This window comes from Scytonema sp. PCC 10023, assembly GCF_963920835.1.
Taxonomy (GTDB): Bacteria; Cyanobacteriota; Cyanobacteriia; order Cyanobacteriales; family Nostocaceae; genus Kalymmatonema.
Map to the genome: position 1 here is coordinate 174465 of NZ_CAWUDP010000002.1, position 21110 is coordinate 195574.

At 41.1% G+C, this 21110-nt stretch carries 19 protein-coding genes; 13 read left to right on the top strand and 6 right to left on the bottom strand.

Features of this window, described 5'->3' with window-relative positions; all coding sequences use genetic code 11:
* Both ACM0OZ_RS02165 and ACM0OZ_RS02170 read right to left on the bottom strand, forming a co-directional pair.
* Complete coding sequence (locus tag ACM0OZ_RS02165) at positions 1-126, bottom strand: hypothetical protein (RefSeq protein ID WP_414581189.1); 126 nt, start codon at positions 124-126, stop codon at positions 1-3.
* Complete coding sequence (locus ACM0OZ_RS02170; protein WP_414581190.1) at positions 127-4464, bottom strand: hypothetical protein; 4338 nt, start codon at positions 4462-4464, stop codon at positions 127-129.
* 138 nt (positions 4465-4602) lie between these two features.
* Here ACM0OZ_RS02170 and ACM0OZ_RS02175 point away from each other — a divergent pair, with 138 nt between their 5' ends.
* Complete coding sequence (locus ACM0OZ_RS02175) at positions 4603-4845, top strand: hypothetical protein (protein WP_414581191.1); 243 nt, start codon at positions 4603-4605, stop codon at positions 4843-4845.
* Positions 4846-4936: 91 nt separating this feature from the next.
* On the opposite strand, the gene ACM0OZ_RS02180 is transcribed toward ACM0OZ_RS02175, so the two are convergent.
* On the bottom strand, positions 4937-5128 hold the full coding sequence (locus ACM0OZ_RS02180) for a LysM peptidoglycan-binding domain-containing protein (protein WP_414581192.1): 192 nt from the start codon (positions 5126-5128) through the stop codon (positions 4937-4939).
* Between the two features lie 443 nt (positions 5129-5571).
* Here ACM0OZ_RS02180 and ACM0OZ_RS02185 point away from each other — a divergent pair, with 443 nt between their 5' ends.
* Entirely contained in the window at positions 5572-6753 is a 1182-nt protein-coding gene (locus ACM0OZ_RS02185) for a hypothetical protein (protein WP_414581193.1), read from the top strand.
* A 56-nt stretch (positions 6754-6809) separates the two neighbouring features.
* On the opposite strand, the gene ACM0OZ_RS02190 is transcribed toward ACM0OZ_RS02185, so the two are convergent.
* On the bottom strand, positions 6810-7823 hold the full coding sequence (locus ACM0OZ_RS02190; protein ID WP_414581194.1) for an alpha/beta hydrolase: 1014 nt from the start codon (positions 7821-7823) through the stop codon (positions 6810-6812).
* A gap of 56 nt (positions 7824-7879) precedes the next feature.
* Between ACM0OZ_RS02190 and ACM0OZ_RS02195 the strand changes: the two genes are divergently transcribed.
* The 3 genes from ACM0OZ_RS02195 (at position 7880) to ACM0OZ_RS02205 (ending at position 9479) form a co-directional block, all read left to right on the top strand.
* Positions 7880-8038 carry a hypothetical protein gene (locus ACM0OZ_RS02195; protein ID WP_414581195.1) on the top strand — a complete coding sequence of 53 codons (159 nt, stop codon included), beginning with the start codon at positions 7880-7882 and terminating at the stop codon, positions 8036-8038.
* Between the two features lie 163 nt (positions 8039-8201).
* Positions 8202-8759, top strand: a complete 558-nt coding sequence (locus ACM0OZ_RS02200; protein ID WP_414581196.1) for a hypothetical protein — start codon at positions 8202-8204, stop codon at positions 8757-8759.
* A 75-nt stretch (positions 8760-8834) separates the two neighbouring features.
* On the top strand, positions 8835-9479 hold the full coding sequence (locus tag ACM0OZ_RS02205) for a DUF3318 domain-containing protein (protein ID WP_414581197.1): 645 nt from the start codon (positions 8835-8837) through the stop codon (positions 9477-9479).
* A gap of 71 nt (positions 9480-9550) precedes the next feature.
* Here the strand turns inward: ACM0OZ_RS02205 and ACM0OZ_RS02210 are convergent, their stop codons facing one another.
* Entirely contained in the window at positions 9551-11077 is a 1527-nt protein-coding gene (locus ACM0OZ_RS02210) for an esterase-like activity of phytase family protein (RefSeq protein WP_414581268.1), read from the bottom strand.
* Positions 11078-11319: 242 nt separating this feature from the next.
* Positions 11320-12117 carry a 7-carboxy-7-deazaguanine synthase QueE gene (locus tag ACM0OZ_RS02215; RefSeq protein WP_414581198.1) on the bottom strand — a complete coding sequence of 266 codons (798 nt, stop codon included), beginning with the start codon at positions 12115-12117 and terminating at the stop codon, positions 11320-11322.
* Between the two features lie 352 nt (positions 12118-12469).
* Here ACM0OZ_RS02215 and ACM0OZ_RS02220 point away from each other — a divergent pair, with 352 nt between their 5' ends.
* From ACM0OZ_RS02220 to ACM0OZ_RS02255, 8 genes are all read left to right on the top strand, one after another.
* On the top strand, positions 12470-13492 hold the full coding sequence (locus tag ACM0OZ_RS02220) for an exopolysaccharide biosynthesis polyprenyl glycosylphosphotransferase (RefSeq protein ID WP_414581199.1): 1023 nt from the start codon (positions 12470-12472) through the stop codon (positions 13490-13492).
* A gap of 611 nt (positions 13493-14103) precedes the next feature.
* Complete coding sequence (locus tag ACM0OZ_RS02225; protein ID WP_414581200.1) at positions 14104-15375, top strand: glycosyltransferase family 4 protein; 1272 nt, start codon at positions 14104-14106, stop codon at positions 15373-15375.
* Positions 15376-15785: 410 nt separating this feature from the next.
* Positions 15786-16382, top strand: a complete 597-nt coding sequence (gene yqeK / locus ACM0OZ_RS02230; RefSeq protein ID WP_414581201.1) for a bis(5'-nucleosyl)-tetraphosphatase (symmetrical) YqeK — start codon at positions 15786-15788, stop codon at positions 16380-16382.
* A 126-nt stretch (positions 16383-16508) separates the two neighbouring features.
* Positions 16509-16970 carry a ribosome silencing factor gene (gene rsfS / locus ACM0OZ_RS02235; protein WP_414581202.1) on the top strand — a complete coding sequence of 154 codons (462 nt, stop codon included), beginning with the start codon at positions 16509-16511 and terminating at the stop codon, positions 16968-16970.
* On the top strand, positions 16967-17467 hold the full coding sequence (locus tag ACM0OZ_RS02240) for a CGLD27 family protein (protein WP_414581203.1): 501 nt from the start codon (positions 16967-16969) through the stop codon (positions 17465-17467). The genes rsfS and ACM0OZ_RS02240 overlap by 4 nt, the downstream gene beginning before the upstream one ends.
* 86 nt (positions 17468-17553) lie before the next feature.
* Entirely contained in the window at positions 17554-18507 is a 954-nt protein-coding gene (locus ACM0OZ_RS02245; protein WP_414581204.1) for an asparaginase, read from the top strand.
* A gap of 465 nt (positions 18508-18972) precedes the next feature.
* On the top strand, positions 18973-19443 hold the full coding sequence (locus ACM0OZ_RS02250; protein WP_414581205.1) for a group I intron-associated PD-(D/E)XK endonuclease: 471 nt from the start codon (positions 18973-18975) through the stop codon (positions 19441-19443).
* 52 nt (positions 19444-19495) lie between these two features.
* A complete protein-coding gene (locus ACM0OZ_RS02255) occupies positions 19496-20956 on the top strand; it encodes a DUF697 domain-containing protein (RefSeq protein WP_414581269.1) in 1461 nt (486 codons plus the stop codon).
* Positions 20957-21110: the final 154 nt, after the last annotated feature.

Below are 21110 nucleotides of genomic sequence, written 5' to 3' on the forward strand. Positions count from 1 at the left end.
TCAACCTAAAAGAAATTTTGTAGGGTGCGTTAGCGATCGCGTAACGCACCTTCTTTTTTTACGAACCGCCAAGACGCCAAGGACGCCAAGAGAAGGAAAAGAGCGATCGCTTTCGCTGTGTTTCATCTAAAATTCTCTATATGTTTTTATCTCCTGAAACACTTTATAGTATTCATGCTGGCTTGCAAAAGCATCACGCGGACTTATATCTCCGTGGAACTCTCGCTCACCCCAAATTACCCAAATTAACTCACTATTAGTTTCCGATAAAAAACGTTCTAACAAATCTTTGCGTAAGTACGTAAAGTCTTGTGATGAATGCCAATATTCTCCATAGCGAAAAGTTATTGATGCACGTCTACCACTTTTATCAAAAAGGTCATAAGTTTGGGGCTGGCTGCACAAATCAAGTTGTTGTGCAATTTCTTTAGCAGGGGTAGTTACACTTCGACCTGGAATGATGCTGCTGTGGTAATCCTCCCATCTATTGTTCCTTACTGGAATCAAAACCTCAAATTTTTCATTCCCTTCAAATTGTGCTTCGTTTTCAACACTTGTTTCTACAAGTTCTAATCCATTTTTAATGATTGCTGTATCTATAGCTTCATAATCATTAGCTTGCAATAGCTCTTTAATACTCTCGAAAAAAGAACTTACTTCTTTATCAGATAGAAGTTGACCGTTTCGCTGTAGTGCAAATTTTAACTCAAAGCTTAACTCAGTCTTCCCATTGTTAGGATAAGTATCACACCAAGGTATCTCTCCAGCATAAGTATAATAATCCTTTGGAATTTCTGGTAGCCACCTTCCTCCTAAATTTTGTTTTTCTAGCCTTTGTAATAAGTCATTAGCTTCTTCGGCTTTAACAATCAAACATCTCAAAAAAGTAAATCTACCTCGATTAAATTTAGAATCTTCCTGATTAATATAACCATCTAATAGCACCCAACTTCCTTCCTCTCCCAAAAGTTCATCAACTATTAAATATGATTTAACATCTGGAACTCCACCCGACAAAATCCATTCATGAAGAGGCATATCACGATTTCCCAAAAAATCTTCACAAACAAGGTTATGCTCTTGAAGCATGACTGGAAAACTAGGGTCAATATCTGCTTGCGAAGTTCTTTCGTAAGGTTCATCCCATTCATTCTTTAGTAAATTACTATCGTCTCGATAGCCCATAAGTTCGTAAGTAGCAATTAAGCAGTATTTCCGACCATAATGCTCTGAATAGTGTTCCTTTTGAGAATAACTATTAATGTAGTTAAGACGAACTATCCATTTGTCTACATCGCTAAAAATTTCCAACGAATAGCCAAGATTGTAAATGCGCCACCAAAGATTTGCTTTTGCTTGTAGATATTCTGGAGTCTTTGTTTCATATTTAGAGATAGGTTTTCCTAACCATTGCATTGGGTCATCATCAGCAAAGCCAAATGGGCAATTTCCATCTCGATACTCTTGATAATTTCTATCTTCACTTTTGCCCCATTCTCGAATACCGCCATCTTGAAATGGTGGTGTAATTCTTTGCCTTTCTTCTTTGGTTAGTAACTCTGGATAATGAAGTAAAGCAATATCAATTGTACGCCTTGCATAGTCACGCGCAAGTATGTGTGTTGTTGAGTGAGGCGCATTAGGTTTAAACATTGCTTCATATAATTTCCGTCCGTATAATGGAAGAAAGTTTTGAGTAAAGCTGGCATCTTTAAAATCATATTGGCGTGCCATAGCAATGCCGTAAGCAGCAGCTAACATTCTTTCATAAACGTAAGGGTCATTGACCTTTAGTGATTGAAGCAAAAGCTCCAAAAACTTTTCTGGTTTTCTTCGTCCATACCAGTACAATGCCCGTGTGACTTTATCTCGCAAAGGTCTTACTGTAGATGTTAATATCCACATTATGTAGACTGCCAAAAGGTAAAGTCTCTCCTCCATCATTTCGGATAAATTTTCATCACTTTTGCAGATGCCTTCAAATTGACCTAGAATTTTTTCAACACGTTCAATATTTTCTCGTATATACTCTGTCCAGCTAATATCTCTCTCTGGCATTGTTAATACCCGGAGTTGCCGAGACCAAAATGTAGCATTTAATGGGTGTTGGGCATATCCTATTGTGGAGGCTGATAAATTTAGAAGTTGTCTACGATTATCAGGTTTTTTAAATAAACTTTCGATTAAATTAAGGCATTCCTCACTAATATTTTCCGGTGGAATTTCAACTAGTGCTTTTACAGATAAGTCAAAAGCTTTTGAGTTATCGATTAGATTATGTAGATATAACCCTGTTTGTACTGGGATTAGCGCCGCTAAACAGCGTCCAATATCATTGTATAAAGGGTGTAATAGTCTAAAATTATCACTGAATAGTGCAGTTATTATCTCTTCGGATTGCACCATTAGTTGAATATTATTCTCAGCCTGTTTTATCAGATATTTTGCAATTAAATAACCTCCAAACAAGTCATAGGTGAAGAAAACAAACTCTCCATTAGTCCCCCAATCACGGCATACTAAAAGACCTTCATCTAGGATTGCATTCGTCTTAGATTGCTGCCAATTTAAAGTGTCTAGAGGTTGACCATCAACAATTTCAGCTAGGTCAGTCAAGGGGATACTACGCTCCATTGGTTGCCAAAAGCGTTTGGCTATTTTGAGCAGAGCTTGTGTAACTACGGGTGTTCCACGACGGAGACCTAGCCTTTCACTGATAACGCGATTACAGAGGTTTAAATAATCCTCAAAAACCTCGAAGAGCGTTTGTTCGCCAACATATATATGCTTCTCTTCTATACGCTCAGCGTTTTTATTTTTACAAAATATTTGAAGATAAATAGGATGCTGAAATTGCTCTAAAGGAGTGGCTGTTAAATCACCTTTTATTTTATAAAAGCGAAAATACTTTTCAACAGCTTTTTCTACGTCTTCATTAAAACCATTAGCATATTTTATATTTGATGGTTTATTATCACTCCAAATAGCATCTTGATAGGTGCTTCGAGAAGTTGTAATCAAAACAACATTTTTTAATTGCCCAATCTCTTGAATTAAACCAGGTAAACCTTGCCAAACTCTCGAAAATTTACCATTACAGGTTGCTTCATTTAAACCATCAATTACCAATGGAATGCGCGTCCGATATGCCTCGGCAGCAGCATCTAGAGCTTGGAGAAAATCATTCCAGCTATAGATAGGAGGAATATCGAGAATTCCTCGTAATTGTTCTTCTAAAGAGCGGTCACTTGTGAAACGGCTTCCTAAAACTAATAAGGCAGGTAAGCTAGAATTTAAGCGCTCATGACATATATTGCTAACAATATGAGTTTTACCAAAACCAGCATTACCTAATATATGTAATTCTGTTTGATTAATTGAATTAATTTGAGCAAATATTTCTATAATCTCAGCCATTAAGCTATATGATAATCTGAAAGGCTGAAATGCTTTGTTTTTAACTTGCTGAACCTCACGAGATATTTTATCCTTTTCTTTCTCTTTACCTATATAGGTAAGTTCTTTAGCATAAAGCTTTTGTTCTAATTCTTCGCATATAGCTTGATTTTTTTCTAATTCAATTTTTATTTTGTTAAAATCTAAGTTTAAACTGCGTATTTCGTTATGTTGATTTTCACTTAAAAAATACCTAGCAAGATTTATCTGAGAAGAAGCATGAGTTAGTAAACTATCTACAAAGTTATTAAAATCGATAATTACTGCTTTGATAGTATTCCAAGCATTCTGTTCAACAATTTCATGAAAACTGCTGCTTTCAAGTTCTCTGATAGATTTGTTATATTCGTTAATTCTATATTGAAGATTGTCTAGGATTTTGCCAATTTTTAAGGTAAAAACCTTATCATTTAAAACTTCATGAATATAATCGTTAAGATTTGTTTCTATATGTAGTACTGGATTAAACTTATGGCTAATTCCTGCTAACTGTTTGGCAAACTGATTGCGGAACCAGTCAATATTTAGCTCTAATTCACCAAAAAAATAGTTTTTCTTGCCATTGAAACGTGGTTCACTCAGCCAGTTGTTAAAGTCACTATCACCCCAATGAATAATCTCCACTTCCATATTTTCTGGAATTGACTTCGGAAGTGTTTTATCAAACCAAGCTTGTTCATCGCGTGTGAAGTTAGTTGGGGTGCATAAGAACCATTTCTTTAAAGCTGGATGCACCTTGCAAGCTTTTTCTAACGAACCTTGAATAGATGACTTACGACTACTGGCACTGAGTCGAGATTCGGGGTAATAAAATTTTGCTTGCCATCCCCATTCGTCACCATTAGGCAAAGCCATGTAAAATTCTATTCCATCTCCACCACCGCTATCGTCTACCGAGGTAAAACGCCCTTTATGTCCGTGTAGAACTTTGGCAATTTGAAAGCATAATTCTTCAAAACTTTTATACTTGTCGCTTTTGTAATGTTTTAACTTTGACCAATCAATCATGCTTTATGGTTTGGGAGGTGGAGTAAAAGAATGACTGCAAACTTTTATACTCTAGCTTAGAAACTATTAGAACGAGTTTTTTGCTTTAAAAATGCAACGACTCTGCTACTATCAAATCTACATATTATTGTTCATATTATGGAACTACCTATTGAGTCGCTACCGGATGAGCAAGTTTTAGTTCTGTGCGATCTACAAATGGAACGAGAACAGCAAGAGGTTTTCAGTGACCTTTTGGCGCGTAACCAAGAAGGACAACTTAATAATGCAGAAGTGAAACGATTAGATGATTTGATGGAGGTTTACCGATGTGGGTTGGTACGTAAAGCGAGAGCCATGAAAGTAGCTGTTGAACGTGGCTTAAAACCCCCTTATTCCTGAAATCAGGATTTTGATTACAGGAACTTTGCGCCTACTTCCGACTCAATCAGGAATTAGGTAATTATCAAAGCAAATAGCTTTCATTGTTATCCTAAACAACGATAATTTGCCATTCCCTTTGCAAATCAGAACATGAGTCAAGAGGAATGAAAAGTTCTACTCCAGGGATAAGTACAATCACATCCTGATTAGCATCGTAGATTGTTTGCCAACAAGTGCGATCGCCATAAAATTTTTCAGCAATCCTCGGTAGTGTGTCTCCAGATTCTACAGTATAAAACATAACTAGCCCCTTTCATGAGTTGAGTTTTGGTGAGTAGAAGGTAATCTCTTCAAAACCTTTGTTCTGATTCTAAAGATTTATTAAGACTATGAAAATTACGAAGTCTAAATAATTTTGGGCATGACGGTTGACACAGAATTACGCAAAGGCAAGGCTTCACACCTTATTCCCCCAACTACCCGCTCCTCTGATCCAGGGCGTCGGTAGGATTGGAACCAAAAATCGAGTTTAGGATAAGGATTAAGGGTCTTCTTAAGAGCGGATAACACGGTAAAAGTGCTTAGTGTGTTGTACCTCTAACTTGTCTTGCAAGACGAGTTAAGAGATCGTTTGTTTCAAAAAAAGAATCATTAAGTAGATATAGTAAAAATCCCCATTGGATTTGTATGCGATGAAGGCAATTTTAAATTAGTTAAGAATCATATTTTAGCCTAAAAAATACTATGAGACATGAGCAACCGCAGGATTTAGAGTCTACTTCTATTCAGGAGCCAGTGAGATCAGCAGATACTGGACAAAATTCCCAGAAAGTAGAAGAAAAAGTTTCTTTTGTACAAAAAACAGAGCGCATTAAAGCTTGGAGCGAGTTTATTAAGTCAGTGGCTCCCTTTATATGGGCTGTTGTAATTATTATTGTTATCATTCCCCTGCTAGGCAAAGCTTTAATAGCAGATTCCTCACCCGGAAAACCAGGAGATCCAGCTAAAAACACTAGTAAAGAAATCAGTATAGTCGTCCCACAAATACCCAAAGATATCGACCAAGCACTTGTTACTGCTCTCAGCAATGCACACTCGCAATCAGAGAGTTTTGCTTCCGAACAATTAGATAAGTGGGTAGATGAATTAATGACCCGTGTTGATGATAGTTTCCTTGATTGGTATTTTAATTACTTCAATCAAAAGAAGATGGAGTTGAGCACTCCTTTTAGATGGTTATATACAGCAGTTGCTCATTGGACAAATAAAAATAGTCCCCCTCCAGGACAAGCAGTCGCCGAAAAACTGACTGAGGATTTTCAAACAGAATTTGCCAAGCGTGTTCTTAGACCTAAAGTTGCACAGCTTGAACTTGAGAAAATCACAAGCGATAGTATAAATGTGTATGTGTCAGAATTGGATAAAAATCTTTCTAATATCCAAAGCAGTTACAAAATTCCCCAGGGAGATTGGGAGCGTTATCTGGGTGATATTGCAGTGACTATCAATGATACAGAAGGAAATATCTCTAATCTATCATTGAAAGTTTTGACTGGTGGAAGCGCTTACATACTTGCAAAGGCAATGATTCCAGCAGTGACAAAGGTAGGAAGTAAAATTGCTGTATCATTTGCCGGAAAAGCTGGTGCAAAAATGGCAGCAAAGACTGGTGGTGTAGTGGCTGGAAAAATTGGAGCACAGTTATTAGACCCAATTGTAGGTATAGGTATAATAATTTGGGATGTTTGGGATTATAATCATACAGTTGCGGTCGAAAAACCAATTGTAAGGGATGCTATTCACGATTATTTGAAACAAGTGAAAGATTCCCTGCTAGAAAACCCAGAAAATGGCATCCTGGTAGCCATTAATCAAGTAGAAAATGGTATTCTGAAGTCAATGAAAACATCTCCCCAACCATTATAAATTTTACAACACTTGTTCTCAATAACAGGCTTAGCTTGTTATTGAGAATTCCAAAATTAGCCTGTGTAAGCATCAATAATCATTTTCTTATCCATCACTGCCAACATCACTGATAAATCTGGAGAAACTCTTTCAGATAAATTTAGTTCTTTCACAGCAGTCTCAAAAGTTTTTCCTTGCAGTATTTGATAACCAATTTCCATGACTTCAGTCCAGGTAATATCGCTTTCAATATAAGCTTTAGCTACAGTTATGAGCAAATCTTGATATTTATTTCCCTCGGCTTGAGTCATCATAGTGTGAGGAATTTCAAAGATTTTATCAAAGCTGTGATACCAAGATTTTGGCTGTATATGAATTGCAGATGTCGAAAATTTTAGCAATTCATGGTGGTTGATGGTTTGGTCGCTTTCACTATAAATAATAAACACTGGCACTGCTAAATCCTTTTTGACTCTCTCAGTAATTTCTTGCCCCATATCTAAAAAGAGCCGCAATGCTGGAATGCGAAAGCCGTCATAGCCAAAATTCCCTGGATTATCTTTATTGAGCCATTCATAATAAATGGGCAGAACCTCCACGCTGAAATTGACTATTGCATTGTTACCGCTAATATAAGGAGCAAATAATAAGGCTTTCTCAATTTGTTGGGGATGTTCTAAGGCTAAAGTTACTGCCAAATTTCCACCCGTAGACAATCCACCGACTATCACTTGCTGTCCTAATTTTTGTGCAACCTCCAACCAGGAAAGCGCAAAATCTTGATAAATTTCCCGTTCGGTCGGTAAGGGAGGGGGATTATCTCTATTCCAATTTCCTGCAACTCCATGACCTGGTTGTAAGGGAACCAAAACATTGTAACCAGCGTCAAATAATTTTTTTCCTATCGGTTCAAATTGGTAGGGACCAGCAGTGAATCCATGAAAAAAAAGGAAAACTTTAGCAGTTGGATGTGGATGCAAAAAAAGTTTTGAGCGACAAGCATCATTTTTTATTGGTAGTTCCTCAACGGATTTTGCTTGTTCAATAATGGCTGCTGCTGTTGTTGAATAATCCGACATATTTGACATATTTTTTGACATATTTATGTATATTGAAGCCGCTATAATTTAAGTGGAAAACAAAATTGTTTAAACTCAGATCTTGCACCCAACAAGAGCCAGAGGCTCTAATATCTCGTTACCAGGTTGAACCTGGTAATGAGGGTTTGGACGGCGACGCAATGTCACTGTTGCAACTCTTGCAAGATCTCAGTTTAAATCTACTATCAGACGTAGAACTGTAAAAACTTAAATTTATTAGGTTTTTCGTATTTTTTTTTACATTTTTTTTGTACGTGGAGAACATAAGACAACAGAAAAGAAGGTAGCAATAGGATTCTATGCTCCTACCCTTGGCAGGTTAAACTAAATCTGATAACAGCGGCTCTGTCAACATATGAGGCTTTTATGGCAGCTGATCTGCAACAGATTGCTTATTTCTTAGACAACTTAGGTTGGGATTACCGTATTGACGAGGATGAAGACCGTATTATTACAGGTGTAGAAAGTGATAACGTCGAAGATTTCCTGATTGTTGTCCAGCTTGACGAGGACGGAAAATTTTTCCGGCTATTTGCGCCTCAGGTGCTATCAGGCGTGACAGATCATCCTCACAAAGCAGCTATTCTTCAAACAATGCTTTCCATTTCCTGGGAAACCAAAATGCTGCAATGGGAGTATGATCCATCGGATGGAGAGATCCGTGCGATAATTGAGTTTCCGTTGGAAGACTCGATTCTGACAGAAAAACAATTTAACCGTTGTTTGCATGGGTTAATTCAGCTTGTGGATAATGTCGCGATACCTCGCCTGATGGCGGTGATGGAGACGGGTCATGATCCAGGGAATCTAGAACTGGGTGAGAGAATTTTACTTAGCATTCAAGAACAGGCTCCTGGATTGCTAGAACTTTTAGAAAAGGCGATGCAAGCTCGCAAAAGGCGGGGAAGTTTTCCTAGCGAATGAGCCGGAACGCCAGTGAAATCGCTATACTCCAAAGTGATACCCTCAATATACTGAAGTTTTCTAAGGCTGGATATTATGACATCCTATGTAACCTCATCTGCTAAAGCGGAAATGAGTGAACTAAGGCGGTTAAAGGGCTTACTACCGCCAGAATTGCAGAGCTGGGTCACGGTTGAAGGTACGACTGAGGTCAATCCACCCATGATCCGCTGCGAAGAAATTGGCAAAGACCAAGTTGAAATTCAAATTGACTTGGCGAAATGGGATTCGCTGGCGATGGATCAGCGGAATTTGTTGTTCTGGCACGAAGTTGCCCGCATTCAAAATGACACCATTCCTAAAGATGGTTGGGAAATGGCAGCTCTGGCGATTGGTTTAGGTGGTGCTGTCGGCGAGTTGTGGGTACAGGATGGATTGTTGCTGGTATTAGCTTTAGCTCTGTGCGGAGTTTCTGGCTGGCGACTCTATCAAAAAAATAGTGGCGAAAAGCAATTAAAAGAATTAGTCGATGCTGACGATAAAGCGATCGCCTTGGCAACTCGCTTCGGTTACACTATGCCCAATGCTTACAAAAGTCTGGGAAGTGCCTTAAAAACCCTTATTGACACCACACCTAGCAAACGCCAACGCTCTAAATACGAAGCACGGCTCTCTGCTCTCAAACGCAGTGCCAATAAGGCAAAAGCGAAATCTAGAAATACTGAAGAGGGCGGAATTTAGAAAAATCACAAAAGAGGGCGTTCTTTTTCATGAGTCATTTGTCATTACAAAAGACAAGTGACAATTTCACGCTAACGCCGCCCTTTCAGCCATAAACCGCTTAAACCCAGCAACATGAGCCCAGCAGTTGCCGTGGGTTCTGGCACTTTTTGTGGTGGGACAAATTTGCCTAGTTCAGCAGAACTCACCTTAAACGAGTAAAGGAACCCAGGAATTAACTTTTGACCCTCTGGGCAGCCACTGTCAATCACTCTGCGGCTATAGCTGGTACCGTTGGCATTCGTACAAATATCAAACTGAGTTATAGAATTGTCCTCTTGAGTGACACTAAAATCGTTGTCAGTGCCTATAAGAAGCGCGTAGGAACCATCTTTAAGTTGCGGACCAATCGCCAGCCCCTCCATCTTTTCTGCTATCTTTGTCCAATCACCTGGATTGTCAGGACCTAAAGCCGCAGCAATATCTAGAAATAGGGATTTACTTACGGGGTTGACACCTGTGGGTAATGTATTGGTGTTTGCCAAACTAATCCCGCTCACATCGGTTGCGTTTGTGAGGTCAATTTTGTAAACTCGCTTGCTACCAACAGGTGGTGGTGTCTCGTTTGGATCATCCACCAAAGCGTTCAATGCGTCCACCCCAAATCCGCGATTATCTCTTTCCAGCACCAAAAATTCCTTGTCATTGAGGGCTGTAATTGCACTGATACCAATATTGCGCCCTTGGGAATTCGCTCCAAAATCATCTGTTGTTCCAGGAATGCGCTGATTAATTTCTGCCAGACTTTCTAGCTGATAGATGTACTGTGCCGTACTCTGTCCTGTTGCTGTGTCAAATTCTACCAATCTTAAATTGCGGCTGCGCCGTCCATCTGCTGAACCATCGTTAGAACCCTCATTCACCAAAGGGTCTTGCAGCAAGCCATAGAGCTTTTTGCCATCTGGGCTTATAGTCAAACCTTCAAATCCTCTGTTATCTTGGCGACCACTGGTAATGGTTGGACGACCATCAACAAAGTTGGGATCGCCATTAGCAATGGGAATGAGATTTTGTGGGGTCGTAAATGCTCTGACGAAAGAACCATCTGGTTTAAATTCATACACAGACGGACCATATTCATCCGAAACGTAGAAATTGCCATTAGGAGCCACAGCAAAGCCTTCTGGATCATGACTCAAACCAAGAGTTCCGGCATTGCCATTCAGTAACCTAGGATTCAGTCCGTTAAAATTCTTATCATCTTTGCTGAATAAAATTGTGTCTAGTATCTTAAAGTTGGCTATCGCTCCTGTATTTTGGTCAACATCTACAGAAAATTTCTGGACTCGTGTTTGGTAGGGTATCACCCCGCCACCAGGACCGCGATCGCCTAATGCATAGTACACATTGTTAAAGCGATCGTAGTAGATATCCGAGAAAAATCCAAACCGATTGACGTTTGCACCATTCCCAGGTTGTAAATCTGTCGTTTCACCAGGAATAGAAAGGGTATTGGTCAGGGAAATACCGTACGCTGATGATGCGTATCCTGTAATACTAACAGCAGACATTAGAAGCGTGCAACTTAATACAGAAAGCCAATGCCTTGCTTGAATCATGTATAAAACCCAAAGAATCACTTTTTTCAGCATCTGGCTCCCGTATTAAGAACAGTTTAACTCTCCAGTTATCTACTGTTTTTGACATCAAAAATTTATACAATTTGGCTTTTTCTTGATGACATCTTCATTAAGAAAAACTCATAACCCGATTTGGCTTTTCCTCTATCATGAATTTTCAATTCTTCATTGAAATCCTTTAAATTTCTTGGTCGAAACATTCTAAATTATGAGTTTTGTTCTTAGAGCTGATTAAGCATTTTATGTGTTTGAGGAACTACGCGTACTTGCTTGACAAAACGCTTCATCAGAGATTGCCAATTTAAAACTTGACTCGGAGAAGGAGCAAGGACAGGCGGTTGGTTGAACGCGATCGGATCATCTAATGGTGTGACAGGTTGTAGAAATACTGGGATAGATGGACTGACAGATGCTACCAATTGAGCGGAATGTTCCAACTCAGTTGGATCTGTGGTTTGAGAAACAATTATTTTGACAAAAACTTCTACTTGTGATTTCCAACAAAGTTGGAGAAATTCTGCGTGTTCTCGCCAACGGTTTTCGCCACTCGTGCTTGGCAGTTTGAAATCCATTCCTACAGAGTCTAGATAAGGTAGTATGGTATCCAGTTGTTCTGGTCGATGTCCCCCAGTCTCCAAGTATACAGGTAAACCTGTCACTGAGCGTACTTCGGGTAAAAATTCCAACAAAAATGGGGTATGAAGAAGTGGTTCGCCACCAGTTAAGCTAATGGTATCGTGTAGACATGGCAGATTTTGGCGCTCTACCCATGAGAGTAACATCGGTAGTGGAACAGGATTTGAGTAAATTTCAAAGTCACGTAATCCAGGGGTTTGCTCTATCTTACAAGTGGCGGGTGCGTTCCAAGTATGTGCGCTATCGCAAAAGTGACAGCGCAAGTCACAAAGAGCAAAGCGAATAAAAATCTGACGTGTTCCCACATTTAGTCCTTCCCCTTGTATGGCGGAAAAGACCTCTATCAGGCGTGCGGTAGGTGGAATAGTATTCTTAACAGTCATGTAATGATAGCAACAAGTATCTGCTATGTAGGCACAAAAACAAGGATGTTTTTTACTAAAAAAGTATGAAGTATCAAGTTAGAAATATGAAGTTACGGCAAAAGTGAGAAATAGAAAGTATGAATTGAAGTATAAAGTATTTCATACCTGAACTTTACGCTTTATCCTTTCTTTCATAGTTTATCCTTGATACTTCAAAGTTTAGTTAGCTTCTTGTTCTATTGTGAATCGTCCCTGATGATATCCAATCTCAACTGAAGTAACTAGCGATGAGTGGTTATTCGTACTGATTAACACTCATGAGGTAAGGCTACTTGCTAAGACACAATAATGTTTGGCAGATTATATTGACATGGCAACGAAAGTGCAGGGCTTCATGACTAGCCAACCCAAAGAGGTAAATTTTCCGGTGATGTTCTCAAATGACACGGCAATTGTGCAGGTATCCGCGCGGTTGAGTGTGCTTGAGGCTGTAGCTTTTAAGCAAACCTGCCAAGATATCACACGAGCAAATCCTGATACCAAACAGATTATCATTGACTTTCACCAAACTACTTTTATGGATAGTAGTGGTTTAGGTGCCCTGGTTAGCAATTTGAAAATTGCTCAGGAAACAAATATCGAATTTATACTGCGGAATGTCACTCCTCAGGTGATGTCAGTCCTTAACCTTACAGGACTGGATAAAGTTTTTTCAATTGAATCTCAAGGGGAAACGTCACCCCAAAAGAGTCAATTTGAAGAACAGTTACCAACTACACATCCTTCTGTCCGTTCTTGGATGAAACGATTTATAGATGTAGTTGGGTCACTTGTAGGATTGGTAATTACAGGAATTTTATTTATCCCAATCGCCGCTGCTATTAGACTCAATAGTCCTGGTCCAATTTTTTTCAGTCAAATCCGTTGTGGTTGGATGGGTAAGCGCTTTCAAATTTGGAAATTCCGCTCAATGTATATTGATGCAGAAGCGAGAAAAGCCGAATTAGAAAAGCAGAACCAGGTTCAAGGGGCATTTTTCAAGATAGACAACGACCCACGAGTTACCAAAGTCGGGCGCTTTTTGCGTCGAACCAGTCTAGATGAACTGCCCCAATTTTTGAATGTTTTAAAAGGAGAGATGAGTTTAGTAGGCACTAGACCACCTACGCCTGATGAAGTTGAACGCTATGAAGTCCCAGAGTGGCAACGTTTGGATGTCAAACCGGGAATGACCGGAGAATGGCAAGTGAATGGGCGGTCTACTGTCCGTAAATTTGAAGACGTTATTCGCCTAGATTTGCAGTATCAAAAAAACTGGAGCTTAATGTACGATTTGAAGTTGATTTTTAAAACAGTAGCTATCTTGTTTAACAAAAACAGTGGTGCTGTTTAAAACTATTTTTAAGGGTGTAAAGAACTAAGAGTGTAGCCAACCTACTTAACTTCTTCACTACAAAATTTAAACAACTCATGTTGAATCTCCTGGCATAAATGCCGGGTTTTTTATTGTCTGATGATATTACCAATCCGCGCAGGATTCGTGAAAAACAAGATCCCCGACTTCTTTAAGAAGTCGGGGATCTGAAGGGTGTCAATTTATGCGCTTCCCTTCAGGACGCTTTGCGTTAGCACAAGCCTCGTCCGGACTTACAAAGCAGGTTACGCCCATAAAAATATACAGAGGATTGCCATATCTAAATATATTTTTTCTATATATAAAACCTATGTAACAAGAATTTTACATAACAATAAACAATACAGACACTGTTTACGTAATTATAAGGTTAAAAGAATATATAATATTCAACCCTTAACACAAATACCAATCCATTTTTCAGAAGGTCGCGTCAAATTTTACTCAATCTTCAATGAAGAATGACTGATATTAAAAGAGTCTAAAGGCAAAATACAACAAGGAGGCATACTTACGTGCGAAATGATGTTGTGAACAAATGTTGTCATAAAACAGGACACCAGGTTTCTTCGGACGAAGACTAATTTGTAATGCGCATTTTGATTTACTCGTACAACTATTACCCAGAACCAATTGGTATCGCCCCTCTCATGACTGAATTAGCAGAGGGACTGGTCAAGCGCGGACACCAAGTGCGCGTAGTAACTGCTATGCCCAACTACCCTGAACGTCGGATATACCCGGGCTATCGGGGCAAGTGGCATCTCACTGAGTACAAAAATGGAGTTCAAATCCAACGTAGTTATGTTTGGATTCGTCCGCAGCCCAACTTTATAGATCGGGTATTGCTAGATGCTAGCTTCGTGCTTACAAGTTTTCTGCCAGCGCTTGCAGGGTGGCGTCCAGATGTCATTCTCTCAACCTCACCATCCTTACCTGTTTGCTTACCAACAGCCCTTTTGGGATGGCTACACGGCTGCCCTGTGGTCTTAAATCTTCAAGATATACTGCCGGAAGCTGCCGTACATGTTGGTCTTTTGAAGAACAAATGGCTGATCAAATTGTTTACAGCGTTAGAAAAATTCGCTTATCACAGTGCTACTAAAATTAGCGTTATCGCTGATGGCTTTGTAGAAAACTTGCTTAAAAAGGGCGTAGCCTCTAAAAAAATCGTACAAATTCCCAACTGGGTGGATGTCAATTTCATCCGACCTTTAGCGAAAAAAAATAATGCTTTCCGAGCAGCCCATAACCTAGATGACAAATTTGTAGTACTTTACTCTGGCAACATTGCCCTCACTCAAGGCTTAGAAACTGTTGTCAAAGCTGCTTCTTTGTTGCGGCATATTCCAGATATTGCCTTTGTGATTGTTGGTGAAGCAAAAGGTTTGCAGCGATTGCTTTATGTTTGTCAGGAATCCGGTGCAACTAATGTTTTACTACTGCCTTTTCAACCTCGTGAACATTTGCCAGAAATGTTGGCAGCTGCTGATGTGGGTTTGGTGGTACAAAAGAAAAATGTCATATCTTTCAATATGCCATCGAAAATCCAATTGTTACTCGCCAGTGGTCGCGCATTGCTGGGATCTGTGCCTGCAAATGGCACAGCAGCACGAGCTATCAAACAAAGTGGCGGTGGAGTCGTTGTTCCTCCAGAAGATCCTCAAGCTTTAGCAAAGGCAGTTTTGGATTTGTACAACCACCCAGAAAAAGTGAAAACATTTGGTTATAAGAGTCGCCAATTTGCAGTTGAGCAATATGCTTTTGAACAAGCATTAAATCAGTACGAGTCTTTGTTCTACTCACTGACGGCTGAGCGTTCAGCAATTGAGCCAGTCGTCGTGTCCAAGCAGGAAGTTTAACCTATCTAGCTTTTGGTCGCTCGACACTTACCGCAAATCTGGATATCTCGAACTCACGATTGAAAACAAGGCTGATCACCACAACAGGGTACTTTCTACTTAACAGTCATAGCTCAATCAGCGTATGGTTGCCCTACTAAACAGGACTAAGTAGGTGTAGCCTTGATGATTTATTTTCCGGCTAGGGAATATTTTGATAGACTCATATGACAGCAGAATTGTCAGGCTTGCACCTATAGCTCCCGTCGCCCACGCATATGGTGAACATCTAGGCTGAAAAATAGGTCATGGGTGGAGCGAAGGAATCCAAAGTAAAACTTCGTTAGAATAAAACTACATCTTTATTATTCAGTGTATTCCTGCCACAAAGTATTCCTGCCACAAACCCCAATTCTAAGAGTACAGCCATTATGCACGAAAAAGTCTTAGCCTGGTTAACAGAGAATGTTCCAGTTTCTAGGGTCAACCACATTCTTAGGGTTGAGCAAATGGCGGTGGATCTGGCGGTACACTACAAAGTAGATCAGCAAAAAGCTGCAATGGCAGGGTTGATGCACGATTTAGCAAAATATTTTAAGCCGCATAAACTCTTGCAGATGGCACACAAAGAGGGATTGGAAGTAGACGAAGTGATGCAAGCAAATCCGCATCTGTTGCATGCAGACGTGAGCGCTATCGTAGCAAGAGATACATTTGGCGTAGAAGATAAAGAAGTATTACAAGCCATTGCCAATCACACTTTGGGTAGACCAGGCATGAGTGTACTGTGCAGTATCGTATTTTTAGCAGATAGCTTAGAGCCAGGACGTGGGGATACCTCGGAATTACAAGCTTTACGACAACTTAGCCGTCAAGATATTAATCAAGCTGTGTGGAAGACAAGCGATTACACTCTCAAATTCTTACTCGAAAGTTCTTGTTTAGTTCATCCGCGAGTCGTGTTTACGCGTAACTGGTTCCTACAAAAGTGGAAGGCAAAACAGGCAGTTGTACAACAAACCGCGTAGACACCCCTTTTTTTTGTTAGTATTCAAAAAAACCAGTTCTCACAGTTGCAATTCCATCTTAATTTTTGTTTGTTAGTAGAAATTGTCAAAAATAGTTACACAAAAAGATAAAGCAGCTGAGGTTTAATGTCTGATTATTTCCAACCAAATTTCCTAAGACAATCCGTCGCCGTGACAAACAGCCCACTAGGAAATCCAGTGGGTGACGCCAACGATGTAAGTGGAAAGATAGCTTTGAGCATTGCCGAAGCGGCATCAGACCGCAAAGCAGGTGATATCTTACTGTTGAGGGTAGCAGATGTCTCTTACCTGGCGGATTATTTTGTGGTGGTGACGGGCTATTCGAGGGTACAAGTCAGGGCGATCGCACAAGCAATTGAAGACAAAGTGGAAACAGAATGGCAACGGCGTCCCCTGCGCTCAGAGGGAAAATCTGAGGCAAGTTGGGTGGTGCAAGACTACGGCGAAGTCATTGTTCACATTATGATGCCTTCTGAGCGGGAGTTTTATAATCTTGAAGCGTTCTGGGGACATGCGGAACGTATCGAGTATCCAACAACCGTTGACGGTGGGGGTAAACCAACATGATTAAGTCTTCAGTCTCAAATTGCCCAGTTCCTGCAGAACAGCAACCACTCAATGAGTACGAAGAGTTAAAATCCTCTTGGCTGTTTCGTGACTGCACCTTAAGTTGGCGCGACTATATTACAAAAATCGCTCTGATTTGGGGTTTATCGTGGTTTGTGGCAGGACCAGTAGCAGCCACTAGCTTTCCCCCACATAAGCATACTGCACAGTTTATTCTCAGCAGTTGTGCAGGAGCAAGTGTCGCTTTAGTGCTGGTACTGGTGCGATTATCTTTGGGCTGGTCTTACATTCGGGATCGCCTGATAAGTCCAGTCATCTTTTACGAAGAGTCAGGTTGGTATGACGGTCAAACTTGGACGAAACCAGAGGAAGTGGTAACACGCGATCGCCTGATTGTTTCCTACTCGATTCAACCAATTATTAAGCGATTACAAATTACCTTTGCTGGCTTGGCTGTGTTGTTCGTTGCTGGTACGATAGTTTGGCACCTAGTGTAAATAGTTAGGAGTTAGAAGTTAATAAGTTGTAACTCCTAACTCATAACTCATAACTCATAACTCAAAAAGGTGGTACATTTTAACCCATGACAATGGGAAAACGAACACAAGCCGCCGCATTAGAAGTCAGGTTACTGCGTGAAGGCATTATAGAATCAAAGCATATCGTCCAAGCTGTGGTATGCGACGACAAAGGACGGGTGCTTTCCGTTGCCGGAAACTCCGAAACTGCAACATTTGTCCGTTCCGCACTCAAACCATTTCAGGCGATCGCCGTAACCAGCACGGGTACTTTAGAACGCTACAACCTAAGCGATAAAGACCTAGCAATTATCACAAGTTCCCATAAAGGAACAATAGAGCAAGTCCGACAGGCATTTAATATACTTTGGCGAGCTGATGTAGACCCAACAGCACTCCAATGCCCAATTCCAGAAGGCAAGCACAGTCGTTTAGAATACAATTGCTCAGGCAAACACGCCGGAATGCTAGCCGTTTGTCAGCTATGCAATTGGTCCTTAAACAACTACTTACAGCGGAAACACCCAGTACAGCAGCTGATTTTAAGCAAAGTATCAGAATTGCTGCGAATGCCAGCAGAGGAATTCATCAGCGTTCATGACGACTGTGGCGCACCAACGTATCTGATGCAACTCGCTCACATGGCGTCATTGTATGCTCATCTCGCTGCTCGTAGCAATTTGGATATGGAGCGTATTGTCCGTGCCATGACTCATCACCCAGTGATGGTGGCTGGAGTTGGAGAATTTGATACAGAACTGATGCGCTTAGCCCCTGGGGAAGTCGTTAGCAAAGCTGGTGCTGAAGGAGTACAGTGCATTGGCAGACTGGGTGAAGGCATGGGATTGGCAATTAAAGTTATGGATGGAGCCAAGCGAGCAAAATATGCCGTTGCCATTCACTTACTTCAGCAGTTGGGCTGGATTAGTCCCAGCGTTGCCGAAGCCCTATCGGAAAAGTTTATGAACCTCGGTAAATACAAGCGTTTAGAAGTTGTTGGAGAATTATCGATTTTATAGTTGCCAAATTTCGGACTATGGTGTTATAGTTAAAAAGACGAGAAGGCGACGCGGGATAGAGCAGCCTGGTAGCTCGTCGGGCTCAATCGGCAAGGCAAACTAAACGCTTATCAGTTAGTCTTGCAGTGGGCGGTACATGAGGAAACTTATGTGCGATTACCTGTCAAACTCGGGGAAGCCACTAGCGCGGTAATCCCGAACCAAGCCCCAGAAGTGGGGAAGGTGTAGAGACTGGGAGGCAGGCACCCTAACGTGAAAGACGAGGGTGAAGGGACAGTCCAGACCACAAACTGGTTAATCCAGGCAGTGAAAGCTGTAGATGGTAAGCATAACCCGAAGGTCAGTGGTTCAAATCCACTTCCCGCCACCAAGTGAAAGATAAAGCAAAGCCCTACAATCCTAAAAGGTTGTAGGGTTTTGTTTTAGGCTAATTAGCAGCTATTCCTATATTCCTTGTGGTGGCAGATGGACACAAAGCTCAAAGGAGACATAGCAGAACAAGCTGCTATTGTTCATGCCTTGAAGCGTGGTTGGGGAGTTTTAAAACCTGTTGGCGATAGGCTTCCTTACGATTTAGCGTTTGATGTTGAAGGAACTTTAATTAAAATTCAAGTCAAGTATGCTTGGTTTGATGAACCTTCTAGCAATTATGTTGTAGATAATCGGCGGACAAAAACAAATCGGCGGTTTATGCTTAGAGAAGTCTACAAGGCATCAGACTTTGATTTTGCCCTGGTCTATGTAGAGACACTTGACCTGTTTTATGTCTTCCCTGTAGATGTGTTCATAGGTTACGGTAGCGAAATACACCTCGTTGAAGCTGAGAAACGACAGCGCAAACCTCGTTCCGCAAAGTATCGTGACGCTTGGGACTTCATCTTAGAAGCAGCCGTATGTAAAGAAAATGTTGTGCCTCTACCAATCGGGTTCCCATAAGCGGGTTTTGAGCTAATCTGGAGTAGAAGCCATCCAAAAAGCGGGGAGAATCATAGTTGTGAAGTTGCGGCGACCGATTTTAGTGGGAGGATTGGGACTGTCCTTTTCTTTATGGATGTTACAAAGTTGGCAAGATTCACTTGTGCAGGTGGGTGAATTCGGCTTATTGAGTCTCTTAGCAGTTGGCGGCGGTTTGTGGTTGTTAAAACAAAATCGCGCCAAAGACGGTTCTGAACTGCTAGATAGTCTACCTGTAGATCGGGCAACGGTGTTCGGGGCGATCGCCAAAGCCGAAGCCGTCGTTAACCAACTGGCACAAGAAGCAGAAAATCATCAAGCCTTGGCGACACTGCGAGAACAAGTTGCCAATCTCACAGCTGAGTTAGACAGACAAGAGATGATCGCTGCTGTCACTGGCGGTAAGTCGGTAGGTAAAACGACTTTAATTAAAGTATTAAAGCAAAATCTAGAACTCTCGGATACAACGCCTCTACAATTCCAAGAGACACAGCCTTTGTTTGTAGAAGCAGCCGAAAATTCAGATTGTGCTGTTTTGGCAGAAGCAAAGACATCTGATGTTGTTTTGTTCCTGACAAACGGGGATTTAACAGATTCAGAATTCCAAAGCTTGCAGCAGGTAAAAGCAGCAAATCAAAGCACAATGCTGGTTTTTAACAAACAAGACCAGTATTTGCCAGAAGAACGCGTGTGCGTGTTGGAGTCGCTGAAACAAAAGGTGTCCTCAATTGTCGTAGCAACTGCGGCGTCTCCTATTCCCATCAAAGTACGTAAGCATCAACAAGATGGTTCCGTGCAAGAGTCGCTGGAAGTGCCAGCGCCAGATATCCAACAGTTGACTTCTCAGTTGGGTGAAATGGTGGCACAGCAAGGACAGCAGCTGGTGTGGGCAACTACCATGAGGAAAAGCTTGTTGCTGAAAGCGGAGGCGAAAAACTGGCTGAATGGAATTAGACGCGATCGCGCTGTACCAGTCATTGAACAATACCAGTGGATAGCTGCGGCGGCAGCATTTGCCAACCCAGTACCAGCGCTTGATATCCTGGCAACAGCGGCAATTAATGCGCAGATGGTTATGGATTTAAGTGGTATCTATCAGCAGAAATTTTCCTTGGAACAAGCGCAAACTGTTGCTGGAACAATGGGAAGTTTGATGCTGAAATTGGGTTTGGTGGAACTGTCTTCCAAGGCGATCGGTACGGTGCTGAAGAGTAACGCTATCACCTTTGTTGCTGGTGGCGCAGTACAGGGAGTCAGTGCGGCTTACCTGACTCGCATAGCCGGTTTAAGCCTAGTCGAGTATTTCCAACAGCAGGAAGTCGCTATGAATTCTGAAGGTGGCTTAAATCTCGACAAGTTACGGCAAACCTTGCAAAACGTGTTTCAGCAGAACCAGCAGATTGGTTTGTTGCAAAGTTTTGTTAAGCAAGGAGTGGGGCGTTTGTTGCCAGAAGCACCTGAGGCTGAACTTATTACTGCTGAAAAGGCGGTGTGATAATTTCACGCAAAGACGCAAAGGCTATCTTAGCATCATTAAACTAGTATTGACCTTGCAAATCCCGGTCTTAATACCTTTTATTTTATAGCCCGCCCAGGCGGGCTTTGTTGTATAGCCCCAGTCTTGTAGACTGCGGGCAAAACAGTTTTCA